General features: G+C 73.7%; 13 protein-coding genes and 2 pseudogenes. 6 read left to right on the top strand and 9 right to left on the bottom strand.

What is annotated here, in order from left to right; translation table 11 throughout:
- Positions 1-56 precede the first annotated feature (56 nt).
- Positions 57-686 (top strand): TetR/AcrR family transcriptional regulator, encoded by a 630-nt coding sequence (locus B207_RS0117395; protein ID WP_018637843.1) that lies wholly within the window; start codon positions 57-59, stop codon positions 684-686.
- Positions 687-688: 2 nt separating this feature from the next.
- On the opposite strand, the gene B207_RS34350 is transcribed toward B207_RS0117395, so the two are convergent.
- Positions 689-1153 (bottom strand): hypothetical protein, encoded by a 465-nt coding sequence (locus tag B207_RS34350; RefSeq protein WP_018637842.1) that lies wholly within the window; start codon positions 1151-1153, stop codon positions 689-691.
- Positions 1154-1163: 10 nt separating this feature from the next.
- Between B207_RS34350 and B207_RS42910 the strand changes: the two are divergent.
- A pseudogene (locus B207_RS42910) lies at positions 1164-1376 on the top strand (IS6 family transposase); the annotation flags it as partial.
- 2 nt (positions 1377-1378) lie between these two features.
- Here the strand turns inward: B207_RS42910 and B207_RS0117385 are convergent.
- Both B207_RS0117385 and B207_RS0117380 read right to left on the bottom strand, forming a co-directional pair.
- A complete protein-coding gene (locus B207_RS0117385; RefSeq protein WP_018637841.1) occupies positions 1379-1843 on the bottom strand; it encodes a universal stress protein in 465 nt (154 codons plus the stop codon).
- Positions 1844-2276: 433 nt separating this feature from the next.
- Entirely contained in the window at positions 2277-3215 is a 939-nt protein-coding gene (locus B207_RS0117380) for an AraC family transcriptional regulator (protein WP_018637840.1), read from the bottom strand.
- Between the two features lie 88 nt (positions 3216-3303).
- Between B207_RS0117380 and B207_RS0117375 the strand changes: the two genes are divergently transcribed.
- Positions 3304-4224 (top strand): NADP-dependent oxidoreductase, encoded by a 921-nt coding sequence (locus B207_RS0117375; protein ID WP_018637839.1) that lies wholly within the window; start codon positions 3304-3306, stop codon positions 4222-4224.
- 123 nt (positions 4225-4347) lie between these two features.
- Here the strand turns inward: B207_RS0117375 and B207_RS0117370 are convergent, their stop codons facing one another.
- Positions 4348-4911, bottom strand: a complete 564-nt coding sequence (locus B207_RS0117370) for an SWIM zinc finger family protein (RefSeq protein ID WP_230205071.1) — start codon at positions 4909-4911, stop codon at positions 4348-4350.
- Positions 4908-5168, bottom strand: a pseudogene (locus B207_RS0117365) (ATP-dependent helicase); the annotation flags it as partial. The pseudogene B207_RS0117365 and the gene B207_RS0117370, both read right to left, overlap by 4 nt.
- 37 nt (positions 5169-5205) lie before the next feature.
- Here B207_RS0117365 and B207_RS0117360 point away from each other — a divergent pair.
- Positions 5206-5649, top strand: a complete 444-nt coding sequence (locus B207_RS0117360) for a MarR family winged helix-turn-helix transcriptional regulator (RefSeq protein WP_018637836.1) — start codon at positions 5206-5208, stop codon at positions 5647-5649.
- Positions 5650-5670: 21 nt separating this feature from the next.
- On the opposite strand, the gene B207_RS0117355 is transcribed toward B207_RS0117360, so the two are convergent.
- The 3 genes from B207_RS0117355 to B207_RS41575 all read right to left on the bottom strand — a co-directional run bounded on the left by B207_RS0117355 (position 5671) and on the right by B207_RS41575 (position 8543).
- Entirely contained in the window at positions 5671-6555 is an 885-nt protein-coding gene (locus B207_RS0117355) for a sulfite exporter TauE/SafE family protein (protein ID WP_018637835.1), read from the bottom strand.
- Positions 6556-6830: 275 nt separating this feature from the next.
- Positions 6831-8081, bottom strand: coding sequence for a hypothetical protein (locus tag B207_RS0117350; RefSeq protein ID WP_026311157.1), 1251 nt, complete (start codon positions 8079-8081; stop codon positions 6831-6833).
- 165 nt (positions 8082-8246) lie between these two features.
- Entirely contained in the window at positions 8247-8543 is a 297-nt protein-coding gene (locus B207_RS41575; protein ID WP_084692189.1) for a hypothetical protein, read from the bottom strand.
- 41 nt (positions 8544-8584) lie between these two features.
- Here B207_RS41575 and B207_RS0117340 point away from each other — a divergent pair, with 41 nt between their 5' ends.
- Positions 8585-9394, top strand: coding sequence for a hypothetical protein (locus tag B207_RS0117340; protein ID WP_018637832.1), 810 nt, complete (start codon positions 8585-8587; stop codon positions 9392-9394).
- On the opposite strand, the gene B207_RS0117335 is transcribed toward B207_RS0117340, so the two are convergent.
- The gene (locus B207_RS0117335) at positions 9319-13416 is read right to left on the bottom strand and encodes a BTAD domain-containing putative transcriptional regulator (protein ID WP_018637831.1); all 4098 of its coding nucleotides are present in this window, start codon (positions 13414-13416) and stop codon (positions 9319-9321) included. The two genes, B207_RS0117340 and B207_RS0117335, sit on opposite strands and share 76 nt — an antisense overlap.
- A gap of 204 nt (positions 13417-13620) precedes the next feature.
- Here B207_RS0117335 and B207_RS0117330 point away from each other — a divergent pair, with 204 nt between their 5' ends.
- The gene (locus B207_RS0117330; RefSeq protein ID WP_018637830.1) at positions 13621-15069 is read left to right on the top strand and encodes an FAD-binding oxidoreductase; all 1449 of its coding nucleotides are present in this window, start codon (positions 13621-13623) and stop codon (positions 15067-15069) included.
- The last annotated feature ends 18 nt before the right edge of the window (positions 15070-15087 follow it).

Genomic DNA, 15087 nt, shown 5'->3' with positions numbered 1-15087 from the left:
TAGAATCAATACAGGCAGACTGTATTGATTCCATGTCACCTGGAGTGCAAGTCGTCGTGAAGCCGACCCGCAGCTACCACTCGCCCCGCCGGGCCGCGCAGGCCCAGGCGACCCGGGCCGCGATCCTCGACGCCGCCGTCGACCTCTTCTGCACCCATGGCTACGCCGGAACGACCATGCAGGCCGTCGCCGCGAAGGCCGGCGTGGCCGTCGAGTCGGTCTACGCGCTGGCGTCCAAGGCGCGGCTGCTCGAGCTGGCCCTGGAACGGACCGTCGACGACGGCACCGACACCGCGCTCGCCGAGGACGACACCTTCCGCGCCGCGATGGGCGCCGCGGACCAGCGAAGCCAGCTGCGCCTGTTCGGGGTGCTCGCGGGCCGCCGGGCCAGGCGCAACGCCCAGATCAGCCGCGCCTACGTCCAGGCGGCCGCGCAGGACGAGTCGATTGCCGCCGCCTGGCGCGAGCAGGAGCGCCGCCGCCTGCAGGACACGCGGCTGTTCGTGGCGGCCCTCGCGGCCGGTGGTGGCCTACGGCCCGGCCTCAGCGTGGACGACGCCTCGCGCACGGTGTGGACGACGTGCAACTGGTACACGGCGTGGCTGCTCTACGAGGACGACCCCGACCGCGACGAGGCCTCCGTCGCCGCCTGGTACGAGGCCACCCTCACCACGCTGCTTCTTTGACCTCACTGCCGCGTAGCCGAACGAGGCGGCTCATCGGTGCTGCCGCAGTCGTCATAGCTGCCCGCCCAGTGCAGCGTCAGGCGGCCGACCGTGGCGCCGATCTCTGCGAGATCACGCCGGACAGCTGCCAGCGCATGTTCGGTACGGTCGACGAGACCAGCCTCGAACTGCTCCCGCGCCGTCTCCCAGGGCACCGTCCAACCCCAGCCGCCAGGTGCCCGGTCAAGGTCACGATCCAGCTCCTCGAGCACCAGCGGGAGCAGGCGGCGGGCCAGCAGATCGTCACGGACGCCGAGCCCTGCCAGCTCGCGCAACGCCGGGCTGTCGTGCCCCTCGGCGAGCGCCTGCGCCGCGAGATGCGGCAGGCTCGCCATGACCTTCCGACCGGAGCTCAGCTGCCACCAGACGATCTCCAGCTCCTCCACCGCACCATCCATACCCAGCTCGTCCACGCCCAGCTCGTCCACGAGATCATTCTGGTACCCGCGATCTCCGCCGTCATATCGGAACGTCGATTAGCTGCTGGCCGGACGGGGCATCGAGGTTCATCACGTGACCGTGTACCGGTGCGTACGGAGGTTCACCCCGCTGCTCGTCGACGCCGCCCGGCCGTGCCTGCACTCGCCCGGGATGGTTCGTCGAGACGTGCTGGCCTGCGACCCTCGTGATCTGGCCGCGGCACGGTGGTTCTGCTACTTGTCCAGGTCTGTCGGAACGACCAGAACGGGCCGCTTCGCCCAGTTGACCACCCGGTGGGAGACCGAGCCGGTCAGCAGCCGCTCCAGGACGACCCCGCCGCCGTGCCGGGTGCCGATGACGATCGCGTAGGCGTCGATGCTGTCGGCCACCGCGAGCAGGTGCGCCGCGGGATCCCCGGCCAAGACGTGCAACCGCCAGGGCACGGCGCTGCCCGCCAGTGTCCGTTCCACCAGCACGCGGACCTCCCTGGTCCGGGCATTCTGGTCAGCCCTGAGGAACCGCTCGGACAGGTGCCGCCCGGGCACCGTGGAGACCATCACGCGGATCTCACCGCGACTGAGGGGTTGGACGTGGACGACATCGAGTTCCGCGCCCAGCCGCCGCGAGAGGTCAGCCGCCCGGACCAGGGCGGCGGGAGCTGCTTCCCGGGTGTCGACTCCGACAACGATGTGCTGCATACCCACAGGGTTTCCGCCAGCGGCCCGAATAGTGCCGCGTCAGGCCACATTCGCCCTGTCAACGGCCTGGTGTAGCTACTTGCCCTGGCTAGCTGCCAGGAGATCCACTCCGCCCAGCCGCGGGGTACGAGGCGTCGACCAAGCGGGTCCTGGCCGCAGCGGACAGCATCCTCGTCAACAGCCGCTGACCGCACCGGCCGCACCGAAGGACCAGGCGCGTCACCAAGCCGCATAATCGTTCAAAGCCCTACCTGTGAACGAAACCGGGGCAGCTTCAACTGACCCCGGCCGACATAGAAAGGATCAAGGTTGCCTCACAGTCCGCCGTGGCCGTCCTGGGATCATCTTCCGTCGTATCGATCCGATGCCGACGACATCCCGGCCAAGGCTCAGGTGAGCCCGGGATGGCGGCCCGTACCAGGAGGGGATTCCGCTATTCGCCGTGGCGGTACTTGCCGGGCGCGGTCCCGTAACGGCGTTTGAAAGCGCTGGCGAAGGCAAATTCCGACGTGTAGCCGACCCGGGCAGCGACGATGTTCAGCGGCGCGTTGGACTCTCGCAGCAGCCGGGCGGCGGTGGTCATCCGCCACCAGGTCAGGTATTGCAGCGGCGGCTGTCCGACAAGGGAGGTGAAGCGCCGGGCGAAGGGCGCCCGGGACAGTCCTGCCTCGGCGGCCAGCGCCGCGACCGTCCAGGGCCGCGCCGGGTCGCGGTGTATGGCCTGTAGTACGAGGCTGGTCGCCGGGTCGTTGAGTGCAGCTGCCCAGCCGGTGGCGGGCCCGCCTGTGGGCCGCTCGTCGAACCAGGTTCGCAGGATGTGGACCAGCAGGGTGTCGAGCAGCGCGGGGACGATGGCGTCTCTGCCGGGACGGGGGTACTCCAGTTCGGTGGCGAGCGCATCGACGGCGGCGTGTAGTTCGGGGTGCCGCGTGAGATGTGCAGGGAGGTGCACGAGTTCCGGCAGATCACGCAGAAGCGGATGGGCCCGGCTCGGATCAACCTGGTAGGCGCCGCAGAGCGTCACCGCGGCGGGGACAGTCGTACCGGCGGGGGCGCCGACGGTGTCCGTGATGTGGCTCTCGAGAAGCCGCGGGTCGCTCGGATCGCAGGGGGCCGCAGCCGGTGAGGTCGTCAGGCTGTCCGCCAGGGTGTGCCCGCGCCCGTGCGGCCGGAACACCACGTCTCCGGCGGCCAACGCCACAGGGCCAGCGTCCGGCGCGACAAGCCAGCACGGCCCCTGCATGATCACCTGGAAGCCGACGGAGCCGGGCACGGACCCGAACCGTTGCGCCCAGGGGGCGTGCCAGGTCACCCGCGCCGAACGCGGACGACCGGTGCGCATGACCGCGATCACGTCGCTGAGCACATCCATCTGTGCAGTATTGCCGGCGAGACGCTCGAGTATGAATCAGGCACTCCTACGCATGGGCCGGCTCGTGTTCTCGTCCTAGGTTCGACGTATGCGAGCGATCCGCATTCACGAGTACGGAGATGCGTCCGTCATCCGCTACGAAGATGTTCCGCGCCCCGTTCCCGGACTGGGCGAGGTGCTGATTCGCGTCGCCGCGACCTCCTTCAACCCGTCCGAGATCGGGCTGCGTTCCGGGCTGCTGCGCTCCACCTTTCCACTGGAGCTGCCGCATACCCTCGGCTGGGACGTCGCCGGCACGGTCGTCGAGGTCGGCAGCAACGTCCGTACGTTCACCGTCCATGATCGGGTCATCGGACTTCTCGACAGCGGCGCCGCGGCCGAATACGCCGTTGCCGCAGCCGACGCACTGGTACTGGCACCGACCTCATCCCCACTCACCCACGCCGCGGCCATCCCGGTCGCCGGTCTCACCGCCTGGCAGGCGGTTTTTGAACACGCCCACGTCACAGCCGGGCAGCGGGTCCTTGTGAACGGCGCCGGCGGTGGGGTCGGCGGGTTCGCAGTCCAGTTCGCCAAGCACGCGGGAGCACACGTGTTAGCCACAGCAAGCCCACGCAGTGCCGTGGCGGTCGGTCGCCTGGGCGCCGACCAGATCATCGACTACACGGCCTCACCCGTTGCCGATCACCTGGATGAGCGGATCGACACGGTACTCAACCTCGCCGCGATCACCCCGCAGCAGGCCGACGCGCTGGTCCCATTGCTTCGCCCCGGCGGCATGTTCGTCTCCATCACCACCCCGGTCGAACCGCCCACCAGCATCCCCGTGACAGCCAGGAACTTCGTGGCGCGCAATGACACCAGCCAGCTCGCCGCACTCGTCACACTCGTCGACACCGGCGTGGTCCACATCGACATCGCCGCGTCCCGCCCCCTCGCCGACCTCGCCGCGGTACACCGCGACGCCGAGTCCAACCGCACCCGAGGCAAGATCATAATTGTTCCGTGAGGAAACCCCTGAGCGACCGTCCCTGCCCTTTTGAGGCGATGTCGGTGCTGTCCCGAGGGACCAGGAACCAGGACGTCAGCACGGCGCGGCATCGTCGGCACCCCCAGAGCCGGCGCCAGCGGGTCAGTCTCCGTAGAAGCCGGCCGGGTCGAGGTCGGACAGCGCGACCCAGCCCGGGTCCGCGGTGACGGTGGTCTTCGTGGGGGTGGATCGCAGCTCGACCGCCAGCGCCGGGCGTTCGTCGACGAGTTGGGCCAGCGCGTAGATCGTGGCGAGGATGTGCACGCATGGTCGTGTGCGGGCCCGGCAGGTGCATTCGCCTCGCCGCGCTTCCGGGGGGACGGCAATGCTGATCGCGTGCTGGGTGAGGTCCACCTCGAGGGTGTCGGGCAGGTCTCCGGCGACCAGCCCACGGTGTTCGGCCATGGCCCCGGCGATCAGACGCCCTGCCTCGGCCTGCGTCTCGTCGGGCCAGAGCGGCAGGTCGATCCGGACCCGGCACACCTGCCCGGACACGGTGACCTCGGCCTCGACGTGGCCGACGCCGGCAACCACGACGGTGGTGGTGTTCCGCGCGAGGGTGCGCGCCCTGGGTAGCAGCGGGTTGGGCCGCGCCATCGATGTCGGCTCGACGGTGCGGCCCCAGGCGCGGCCCCAGGGCGTGGCGCCGAACTCCGGTGGCATCATGCGAGCGCCCCCTGGCCCAGGTCCAGGACCGCGTGGAGGTCGTCGTCGGACATCCTGGCCAGTGCGGCCTGGGTGTCGCCGGAGACGATCTCGGCGACGCCCCGCTTGTTCTCGTGCATCTGCGCGATGTGGTCCTCGATCGTGCCGCCGGTGACGAGCGTGTGAACGTTGAGCGTTCGCAGCTGACCGATCCGGTGCGCCCGGTCGGTCGCCTGCTCCTCCACCGCCGGGTTCCACCAGCGGCCGTAGTGCAGGACCACGAACGAACAGAACTCGCCGGACACCAGCCAGTCGTTGACGGCACAGGTCATCGAAGCGCTGCCGGACTGGATCACCCACCTCATCCAGCTCAACAGCCTGATCGCCGCCCGGATGGGGGTGGTCGTGACGGACTTCCACTGCCTCCACGCCTTGCAGCAGGACGGTCCGACCACGGCCAGTGCACTGGCCGAGCGTGTGGGCCTGACGCCCGGCTCCGCGTCCCGCATGATCGACCGGCTCGCCGCAGCCGGCTGCGTGCGCCGGATTCCGGACCCGGGAAGTCGGCGCCGGATCATCATCGAGCCGACCGACGAGGGCCTCGACCGGATCAACGCCTACTACGCCGGGTTGACCGCCCGGACCCGCGAGGACCTGGCCGCCTTCAACGACGACGAACTGCGCACCCTCCTGCGGTTCGTCGAGGTGTTCCGCCTCAGCGCGATCGCCGAGGTCCGCCAGCTGCGCTCCATGCCCTGACCCCGAATGCCCCGACTCCGATCAGGTCGCCTGGAGGAGGTGCCCGATCGAGAGGGTGACGGCAAGGCCGCCGAGCAGGAGGCGCAGCGCGGTGTCGGGGACGCGGTGCTGCAGGTGGGCGCCGAGGTAGGCGCCCGCGAGCCCACCCAGGCCGCTGGCCAGCCCCACCGCCCAGTGCGGCGCGATGCTGCCGGGGGTGGTCATGGCGAGCAGGGCGTAGGTGACCGCACCGACGACCGAGGTGGTGAACGTGGCCGTGAGGGCGGCGGGTGCGACGGTGGCGACCGGCAGGCCCCGGCCGACCAGGATCGGGCTCAGGAGGGAACCGCCACCGATGCCGTAGACGCCGCCGACAAGCCCGACGGCCACGGCCAGCGCGGTGATGGTGCGTGGCGCGGGCCCGGGCGCCGGCGCCTTCCCTCCCGCCGTACTGGCGCTTCCGTTCCCGCTCCCACACGCGTTCTCGCCCGCGCTCCCGCACGTGGCCCCGCTCCGGCAGGCGCTGCCGCACACCGCCGCGGTGGCCTGCCGGCGAGCGCGCGCGGTGCTCAGGAGGAGCCAGACGCCGAGCGGGAGCAGGAAGAGCCCGAGCAGGAGGCGGAACAGGCGGGCTCCGGGCACGACATGCACGCGCAGGACGGCCCCGAGCACCACCCCGGGCAGGGTCCCGGCGACGAGCCTGCGGGCGAGCGGCCCGGCGCCCTGCCCACGCGCCCGGTAGCGGAGCAGCGCGCCGGGGGTGGCGACCACGTTGAACAGCAGGTTGGTCGGGGTCACGGCGGGATTCGGGGTGTGCAGCACGTCGAGCTGAACCGGCAGCATGAACACCGCGCCGGACACCCCGACCGGTGCTGTGACCGCGGCGATGAGGAAGCCTGCGACGAAGCCGAGCAGAACGATCGTCACGTTGGTGCGGTCAGTCCACGCACGCGCACGGGAGAGGCATCGGCCGATGGCACGGCGTGCAGGTGAACGGCGCCGACCGCCCGACGGAATGGCGCGGAAATCTCCGCACATTCGGATCCGGAAGCCCGCTTCTCTCCGCTTTTACCAGACACCTTCCCGATACAGCCGAGGAACCCGTGCGGAAACCGCCCGATCGGCTGGTGAAGATACTCCCCCGGACTCGGCGACATCAGCCGAAAATAGCGGGCAGATGTTTCCCCGACGCCAGCCGGGCCCTACTCCCGCGCCGCGAGTGCCTCTACGGCCGCAGCCGCGACGGCGGGGGTGAGCCGGGGCAGGTCCAGCGGGGGCAGCAGCATCCCGGGCGGAGTCTGCACGGTCAGCGCACGCACGGCGGCGAGCCGTGCCGCCGGGGTGATCGGCCGGCGCATCGTCACCGCCGCCTGGAGCAGGCCCGGCAGGGCGTGCAGCGGGCGGGGGCCGAGGCTCGCCGAGTCCAGCGGCGGCGGCAGTTCCGGGCGGGTCCGCAGCACGGCGACGCCGTCCGGCGGCCGGGCGAGGCCGATCAGGTCCACGATCAGGTCGAGGTCCGCGGCGAGCCCGTGCAGCGGCTGCACCCCGTACAGCACCGGGTCGTAGAGCGTCACCTGCCGGACGCCGGCGCCGACCACCAGGCCGGCGAGGTCGCCGCCCCGACCGGGGTCGACGATGGCGACCCGGGCCCGGGGCGGCTCGATGCCGTGCGCCCGCAGGTGGTTGAGGATCGCCGCGGTCGCCGCGACCGCCAGGCCGTCGTTGATCGAGTCCAGCAGCAGGGGGGACGTCGGCCGCGCCGCGGCGAGCATCGCCGCGCGCACCGCGTCGATCCTCCGGACGTGCGTGTGTACCAGCACCATCGCGGCGAAGCCGGGGGCGAGCATGCCGACGAGCCGGGCGAGGTCGGCCGGTTCGTGCGCGTCGACCGGCATCGGGATGACATCGAGGCCCGTCGCCCGGTGCAGGTGTGCGGCCTGCGACTCGACCGCGGGCAGGGCCGCCTCGGCTGCGAGCGGCTCGAAGTCGAGGACGGCGCTCGCGTCGGTGAGCAGGGCGATCCGGCGGGGGCGCCCCGTCACCCGGTCGGTGTGGTTCGGGTGGACGGAGAGGTACCGGATGACCCGGCGGTCCGCCTCGGCGTCGAAGAGGGCCAGGTCGTGGCCGGTGGTGACCGACGCGCACAGCGACTGGGTGAGCTTGCCCGACGACGCGACGGTGAAGACGGGATCCTCGGTCTGCAGCAGGTCGGCGCCGAGCCGCGCCCGCAGGGCGCTGGTCAGCCAGGCCAGCGTCGAGCCGCTATCGGCGTCGAGGGTGATGCGGCGCTGGTCGCGGGCGTCGGCTTCGTCGGCCTCGTCCGCATAGCAGGCCACGACCCCCGGGGCGGAGGCGATCACGGCGTCGATGTCGGCCCGCACCCGGCCGGGTACCAGGACCGTCACGCTGAAGGCGGCGCTCGTCCCGCGCACACCGGCGGCTTCAGAGGGCACGGCTGCCACCCCGCGGCGGGCCCGCACAGTGACGGTACGAACGACTCACGGGCCCGACCACCTCGCGCTCACCGGGAATCCGCCCACCCGGCCACCCCGACAGGTCACCATCTTGCCACCTGAAAAATTACCAAGCCGGCAACCCGGCCGCACCCCGAACCCGTGCTAAGGACGATCCCGCCAGCCCGCCGCCGACCCCGCCGACCCCGCCGGCCTCGCCGACCCCTGGTCGCTCGGCGCTGGCCCGTCCGATGCCTGTTCGTCTGCCTGTTCGTCCGATGCCTCGGCGTGCCGCGAGATCAGCCGGGCCCTGACCTCGTCCGGGGTGTACGCCCGGCGGGTGCGCTCGGATCGCGCCAGCGCCGCCCCACCCGCGGCGACGCCGACGACACTCGCCAGCCCCAGCACCTTCCACCAGCGTCCCCGGCCCGGTCCGGGCAGCGCCGGTCTCCAGCTCGTCATCGGCTCAGGCTACGGAAACCGCGACCCCCTAGGCTGGGGCCATGGTCGGAACCTCCCTGACCCTCGACCAGGCGGTGGACCTCACCCGCACCGGCGACCTGTGGGTCTTCCGCGGGCGCAGCGCTGCCGACCGCGCCATCCAGATGACGACGAACAGTCCCGTCAACCATGTCGGGATGGCGGTCGTGCTCGACGACCTGCCGCCGCTGATGTGGCACGCGGAGCTCGGCCGGTCGCTGCGGGACGTCTGGACCGGCGGCCACCATCGCGGCGTGCAGCTCCACGATCTGCGCGAGGCTGTCGTCGTCTGGGGCACCCGGTACGGCCAGCGGGCGTGGTTGCGGCAGCTGGACCCGACCGTCGGCCGCGCCGCGGAGGACGCCGTGCTGCGCACCGTCGCCCGGCTCGACGGCACGCCGTTCCCGTCCACCGCCCGGCTCGCGGCTCGCTGGCTGGGCGGCCGGGTGCCGTTGCCGCGCCCACCGGGCCGGGTCCGGGCCTGGGCGAGCCACCGCCGGCACCGACCGGCCCCCGACGGCCCCGGCCTCAGCTCCGGCTCCGGCTCCGGCTCCGGCTCCGGCTCCGAGCAGGGGATGGCGACGCAGGAGCGCCCTGCGTCGGACGGGTCGGCGCCGGTGGGGCTGGAGTCCGCCTACTGCGCCGAGGTTGTCGCGATCACCTACGAGGCGATGGGCCTGCTGCCGCCTGGCCGGCGTCCGAACTGGTACGACCCGGGCCGGTTCTGGAGCGGGGACGACCTGCCGCTGGCCGACGGCTACCGCCTCGGCACCGAGGTCGCCGTGGCGCTGCCCGTGGGCCCGTCGCCCGTGGGCCCGTCGCCGGTGGGGTGAGCTGCCCGGGCCGAGGCCAGGATCCGCCGGACCGAGTGCGGCGTCACGAACAGGGCCTCCGCGATCTCCTGCTCGTCGGCCCCGCCCGCCTGCCGGCGCAGGACGTCCCGCTCGATGGACGTCGGGCCGAGGGCCGGGGGGCGGGTCGCCAGGGGTTCCCCGGCGGCGGTGAGCTGGTCGCTGATCTGCCGGTACAGCCCGGTCGCGCCGCATCGCCAGGCCTGCTCGGCCGCCTGGACCAGCATCGCCCGGGCCCGCTCCCGGTCCCCCGGGTCCACGGTGGCCTGCGTCGCCTGCGTCTGTGGGGTGACGAGGCGGGCGGCAAGGGCGCGCAGGGCACGTGCGTGCTCCAGCCGGGCCCGTGTCGGGGCGAGCAGCGCCTCGGCCTCCCGGAGCTCGGCGAGGCCGCCGTCACCGGCGCCGTCACCGCTGCTGCTGCCGTCACCGGCGCCGCTGGCGTCACCGGCGCGGATCTCGCCGAGGAGGCGCAGCGTGCGGCCGACGGAGGTCGGCGTGCCCCACGCGCGGGCCGCGGCCAGCTCGCCCCTGAGCAGGCTGACGGCCTGGTCACGCTGGCCGAGCCCGGCCAGCGCCTGGGCGCGCAGTGAGTGCCAGGGCCGCCAGGCCGGGTTCCTCGCGTGCGCCATCAGCGTGCGGACCTCGTCCAGGCTGGTCAGCGCCTCCGCGTGGCGGCCCTCGGCGATGAGCAGGCTGGCGTGCATCTCGCCGAACAGCCGCATGCCCTCGGGTGAGCGCGGCTTGTCGCGTATGGCGTCCGCCAGCGCCCGGGCCTGCACGAGGTCCCCGATGTCGACGAGGACGCCGACGGCGTACGAGTCGCTGTGCCCGGAGCCGAAGGCCAGCCCCCAGGTCGCCGACTGGTCGCTGGCGAGCTGGAAGATCTGGTAGGCCTCGCGCAGGTCACCGTGCCCCCAGCGGGCGTAGGCCCGCCAGATGTTGGCGGCCAGCGCCCCGAACACGGAGCCGAGCTGGTGCACGTGGTCCAGGCCGTCCTGGAACACCGCGTCGGTGTCCTCGTCCGCCAGGTGCAGCGCGACGGCGGCGACCACCCAGAGCAGCCCGACGTCCGCGCGGGTCAGCACCCCGCCGGCGACGGCGAACCGGGCCAGCTCGACGGCGCGCGGGCGGTCCACCCCGTCGATCAGGGCCTCCCAGGCGAGCGCCGCGGCCAGCATCCGCGCGCCGGGGCCGTCTCCGGTCACGGCCGGCTCGGGCGTCCGGCGCCAGACCACCGGGTCGACGTCGTGCATGTAGCCGCCGATGCGGGCCAGACCGAACAGGCCCTGGCGCTCGTCGCCCAGCTCGTCCGGCAGCTCGTCGGCGACCCGGTAGCCGAAGCGCGTCGCCTCGCCCGGGGAACCGGCGAACACCAGCGCCCGGGTCAGCATCTGCGCCACCAGCGCCCGGCGCGGCCCGGGTTCGAGCGCCTCGTACGCCTCGGCCAGGTGGGTCACGGCCGCGACGCCGTCGCTGAGCACGGCCACCCGTCCCAGTTCGAGCAGCACCTGCGCCCGCAGCTCCGGCTCGGGCTGCTCGCGCAGCGCGCGGACCAGGTAGGACGCGGCGGCGTCCGGCGTGCCCCGGTCGGTGGCCCTGGCCGCGGCCTGCCGCAGGACGCCGACCACCCACGGGTCGCCCCGGTGCGGCACCTGCAGCAGGTGCGCGGCGATCTGCTCCGGCGCGGCACCGGACCGGTACAGCTCGCGGGCCGCGCGGTCGTGGTGCAGCTGCCGCTCCCCCGGCGGCAGGTCGCGGTAGACGGCGTCCGCGACCAGCGGATGGACGAAACCGAGCGGGTAGTCGTCGCGCAGCACCTCGGCCCGGGCCAGCGCGCCGACAGCTGCCGCCGTCGCCGCGTCGGACAGGCCGGCGAGCGCGGCGACGATCGGCAGCACCGCGCCGCCGCCCAGCACCGCGATCCAGCGGGCGACAGTGGTGCTCTCCCGTGGCATGCGCGCCAGCCGCATCAGCACCAGGCTGGACACCGCCCGCGCCCCGATGGCGGTGACGGTGCCGGCCTGCGCGCTCCGCGGCCGGACCCCTTCGGCCTGCAGCGCCCGCAGCAGCTGCCGCAGGTAGAGCGGGTTCCCGGCGGTGGCCCGGTGGCAGGCGGCCACGAAACCGTCCTCGGCGTCGGTGCCGAGCCGGCCGCGCACGAGGTCGGCGACGCCGCTCGGGCCGAGCGGCGCCGGCCGGATCCAGACCGTGCCGGGGTCGTGGGTCAGCTCGGCCAGCAGGCCCTCGTCGTCACTCGGCTCACCGGTCCGCAGCGTCGCGACGATCAGGACGGGCATGTCCTCGGCCCGCCGCACCAGGTAGGACAGGAAGCGCAGCGAGGCGCTGTCACACCACTGCAGGTCGTCGACGGCGAGCATCATCGGCCCGTCCGCGGCGAGGCGCACTGTCAGCCAGTACAGGCCGTGCAGGACTGCCAACGAACCGTCACCCCGCCGCCGGCCCAGTGGGTACCCTCCGACGGTCGGATCAGCCGCCCCGGTCAGGCCGGGCCCGCCGCCGGCGCCCGCTGTTCCCGCGGTGCCCACCAGGCCGGCCAGGCCGGCCGGGCCGACCAGGACGCCCGGCCCCGGGTCGGGGTCGGGGTCGGGCAGCCGGACGTCGAACACCGACGCGGCCTGCGTCGCCGGCCCGACGAGCACGCCACGGCCCGCCGCACCGTTGGCGACCTCCGCCTCGTACAGCTGACGGACGGCGCCGAAGCCGTACTCCCGTTCCAGCTGGCTCCCCCGGGCCGTGAACACCCGGAACCGTTCCGGGACGGCAAGACGACGGGCCTCGGCCAGCAGCCGGCTCTTGCCGATCCCGGCCGGGCCCTCGATGACCACCAGCCTGGCCTCGCCCGCCGCCGCCTCGGCCACACAGGCAGCCAGCTCGGCGACCTCACGGTCCCGGTCCACCAGTCCTTCCCGGACCGGCGGCGTCGGCGGCACCGGTCCGGACGCCGGTGCCGCCGGTGCCTTCGGCGGCGACGCCGACAGTCCGCCGAACTCCAGCGACGCGGACAGCCGCGCGGCAGCCGGCTGGGGGACTGCAGACGGGGACGCGGCTGGCGCGGCCCACGGCCCGGGGGCGGTCGGCGGCGATGCCTGCAGCGTCGGTGACTGGCGGAGCACCTCGGCCTCCAGCGCACGCAGCGCCGGGCCGGGGTCCACGCCGAGCTCGTCCGCGAGCACCTGCCGGGCCCGGCGCAGCGCCGCCAGCGCGTCGCCCTGCCGCTGCGCCCGGTACAGGGCCAGGACGAGCAGTCGCCACCGCTCCTCCCGCAGCGGCTGCTCGGCGACCAGCGCCTCGAGCTCGGGCACCACCACTGCGGTCTCCCCGCGGCCGAGCCGGCCCTCGATCAGCTGCTCGCGGGCGACCTCCCGCAGCTCGGCGAGCCTCGCCGCCTCAGGACGGGCCCAGGCCTCGTCCCGGTACTCGGCGAACGCCGGGCCGTGCCACAGGCCCAGCGCGGTGGTGAGCAGGTCGACCCGTACCTGCGGCTCGGCGCCCGCTCCGGAGCGCCGCACCAGCTGTTCGAACCACCAGGCGTCCACCGCGTCGGGGGCGACCCGCAGCGCGTAGCCGGACCCCATCCGGACGATCACCGTCCCGCGGGACCGGGCGACGCGTTCCGGTTCCAGGGCGCGCCGCAGGTGGGACACGTACGACTGGAGCGCGCCGTGCGGCCCCGACGGCGGCCGGTCGGCCCACAGCAGGTCGATCAGCCGGTCGGCGGCGACGGCGTCGCCCCGGGCGATCACGAGCAGGCCGAGCACCGCCCGCTGGCGACGCCCGCCCAGGTCGAGGGCCACGCCGCGACGGGAGGCCGTCAGGTCACCCAGCACGCTGATCAGCGGCAGGTCGGCCCCGGCCGATCCACCCGATCCACCCGGACCACCCGGATCGATGCGGCCGTTCGGGCCGTTCGGGCCGTTCGGGCCGTTCGGGCCGTTCGGGTCACCGGTGCCGGGTCCTCCTGCCCAGCCCTGACCACCGCGCACAGCTCTCCCCCTCAGCGCCGCCCGCGTTCGGCGTCCGAGCGAATGTACGACACCCGCCGCCCTGTGCCGTCCGACCTTCTTGGGACGGCTTGTCAGTGGACGTCAGTCGTTCTCAAGTGGTCCGCAAGCGGCCGCTCCCAAGTGCACCGCAAGGCGCCTGACGCACTGTCGTCCCGCCAGCCCAGACACCAGGGAGACGCACCCGTGAACATCGACCAGCTTCACTCCGAGACCACCCCGTCCGCCACGGCGACGACCCCGCCCACCACGCTGTCCCCCGCGCCGGTGCCGCAGCCCGGGTCGGCGCCGCAGCCGCCCGCCGGCGGCCTGCTTCTCGCGGGCGACCCCGGCTACGAGGCCGCCCGACTGCCGTGGAACGCGGCCGTCGACCAGCGCCCGGCCGCGGTCGCCCATCCGGCGGACGCCGCGGAGGTCGCCGCGGTGGTCCGGATGGCCGCCGCCAGCAACCTGCGCATCGCCGCCCAGGGGACCGGCCACGGCGCGGCGTCCCTGGGCTCGCTCGACGACGTCGTGTTGCTGCGGACGTCCAGGCTGGACGAGGTCACCATCGACCCGGGGGCACGGCGGGCCCGGGTGGGCGCCGGCGCGCTCTGGCTGGACGTCGTGACGCCGGCCGCCGCCCACGGGCTGGCCGCGCTGCACGGCTCGTCCCCGGATGTCGGGGTCGCCGGCTACTCGCTCGGCGGCGGGCTGAGCTGGTACTCGCGGGCGCTGGGCCTGCAGACCAACAGCCTGACCGCCATCGAGCTGGTCACCGCCGACGGGACCCTCGTCCGCGCCGACGCGGATCACGAGGCCGATCTGTTCTGGGCGCTGCGCGGCGGCGGCGGCAGCTTCGGCGTCGTGACGGCACTGGAGTTCGACCTCCACCCGATCGACACCGCCTACGCGGGCCTGCTGGCCTGGGACTGGCGGCACGCCCAGCGGGTGCTCACCCGCTGGGCCGACTGGGCGGGCACCGCGCCGGAGGCGGTCACCACCGCGCTGCGACTGCTGCAGGTTCCGCCGATTCCGGAGATGCCCGAGGCGGTCCGCGGCCGGCGGCTGGTGGCGATCGACGGCGCGGTGCTGGGCGACAACGCCGACGCCGAGCGGATCCTCGCCCCCCTGCGGGAGCTCGGACCGGAGCTCGACACCTTCACCCGGCTGCCGGCACCCGCGCTGATCCGCCTGCACATGGACCCGGAAGGGCCGACACCGGTGGTGTCCGCCAGCCGCATGCTCGCCGGGCTGCCGGCGGGGGCCGTCGACGCCGTGCTGAACACCGCCGGGCCCGACTCGGGGACCTCGCTGGCGGTGCCGGCCGAGCTGCGCCAGCTCGGCGGGGCCCTGGCCCGGCCGGCCCCGGGCGGCGGCGCGCTGGCCTGCCTCGACGGTGCGTTCGTCCTGTTCTCCTGCGGGGTCGTGCCAACACCGGATGCGGCCGTCCCGGCCCTCGCGGACGCCCGCCGGGTCGCCGCCGCCCTGGCCCCGTTCGCCGGCGGCCAGGAGTACCTCGGTTTCGTCGAGGCGGAGGTCGACGCCGCCGCCGGCTACGACCCGCGGACCTGGGCCCGGCTGCGCGCGATCCGCGCCGCGGTGGACCCGGGTGGGCTGTTCGTCGCCAACCACCCCGTTCCCCCGGCTGCCTAGTGCCGGTCGACGCAGAGA

This window comes from Parafrankia elaeagni (assembly GCF_000374165.1).
Lineage (GTDB): Bacteria > Actinomycetota > Actinomycetes > Frankiales > Frankiaceae > Parafrankia > Parafrankia elaeagni.
This window is presented reverse-complemented; position numbering and strand designations above follow the sequence as displayed.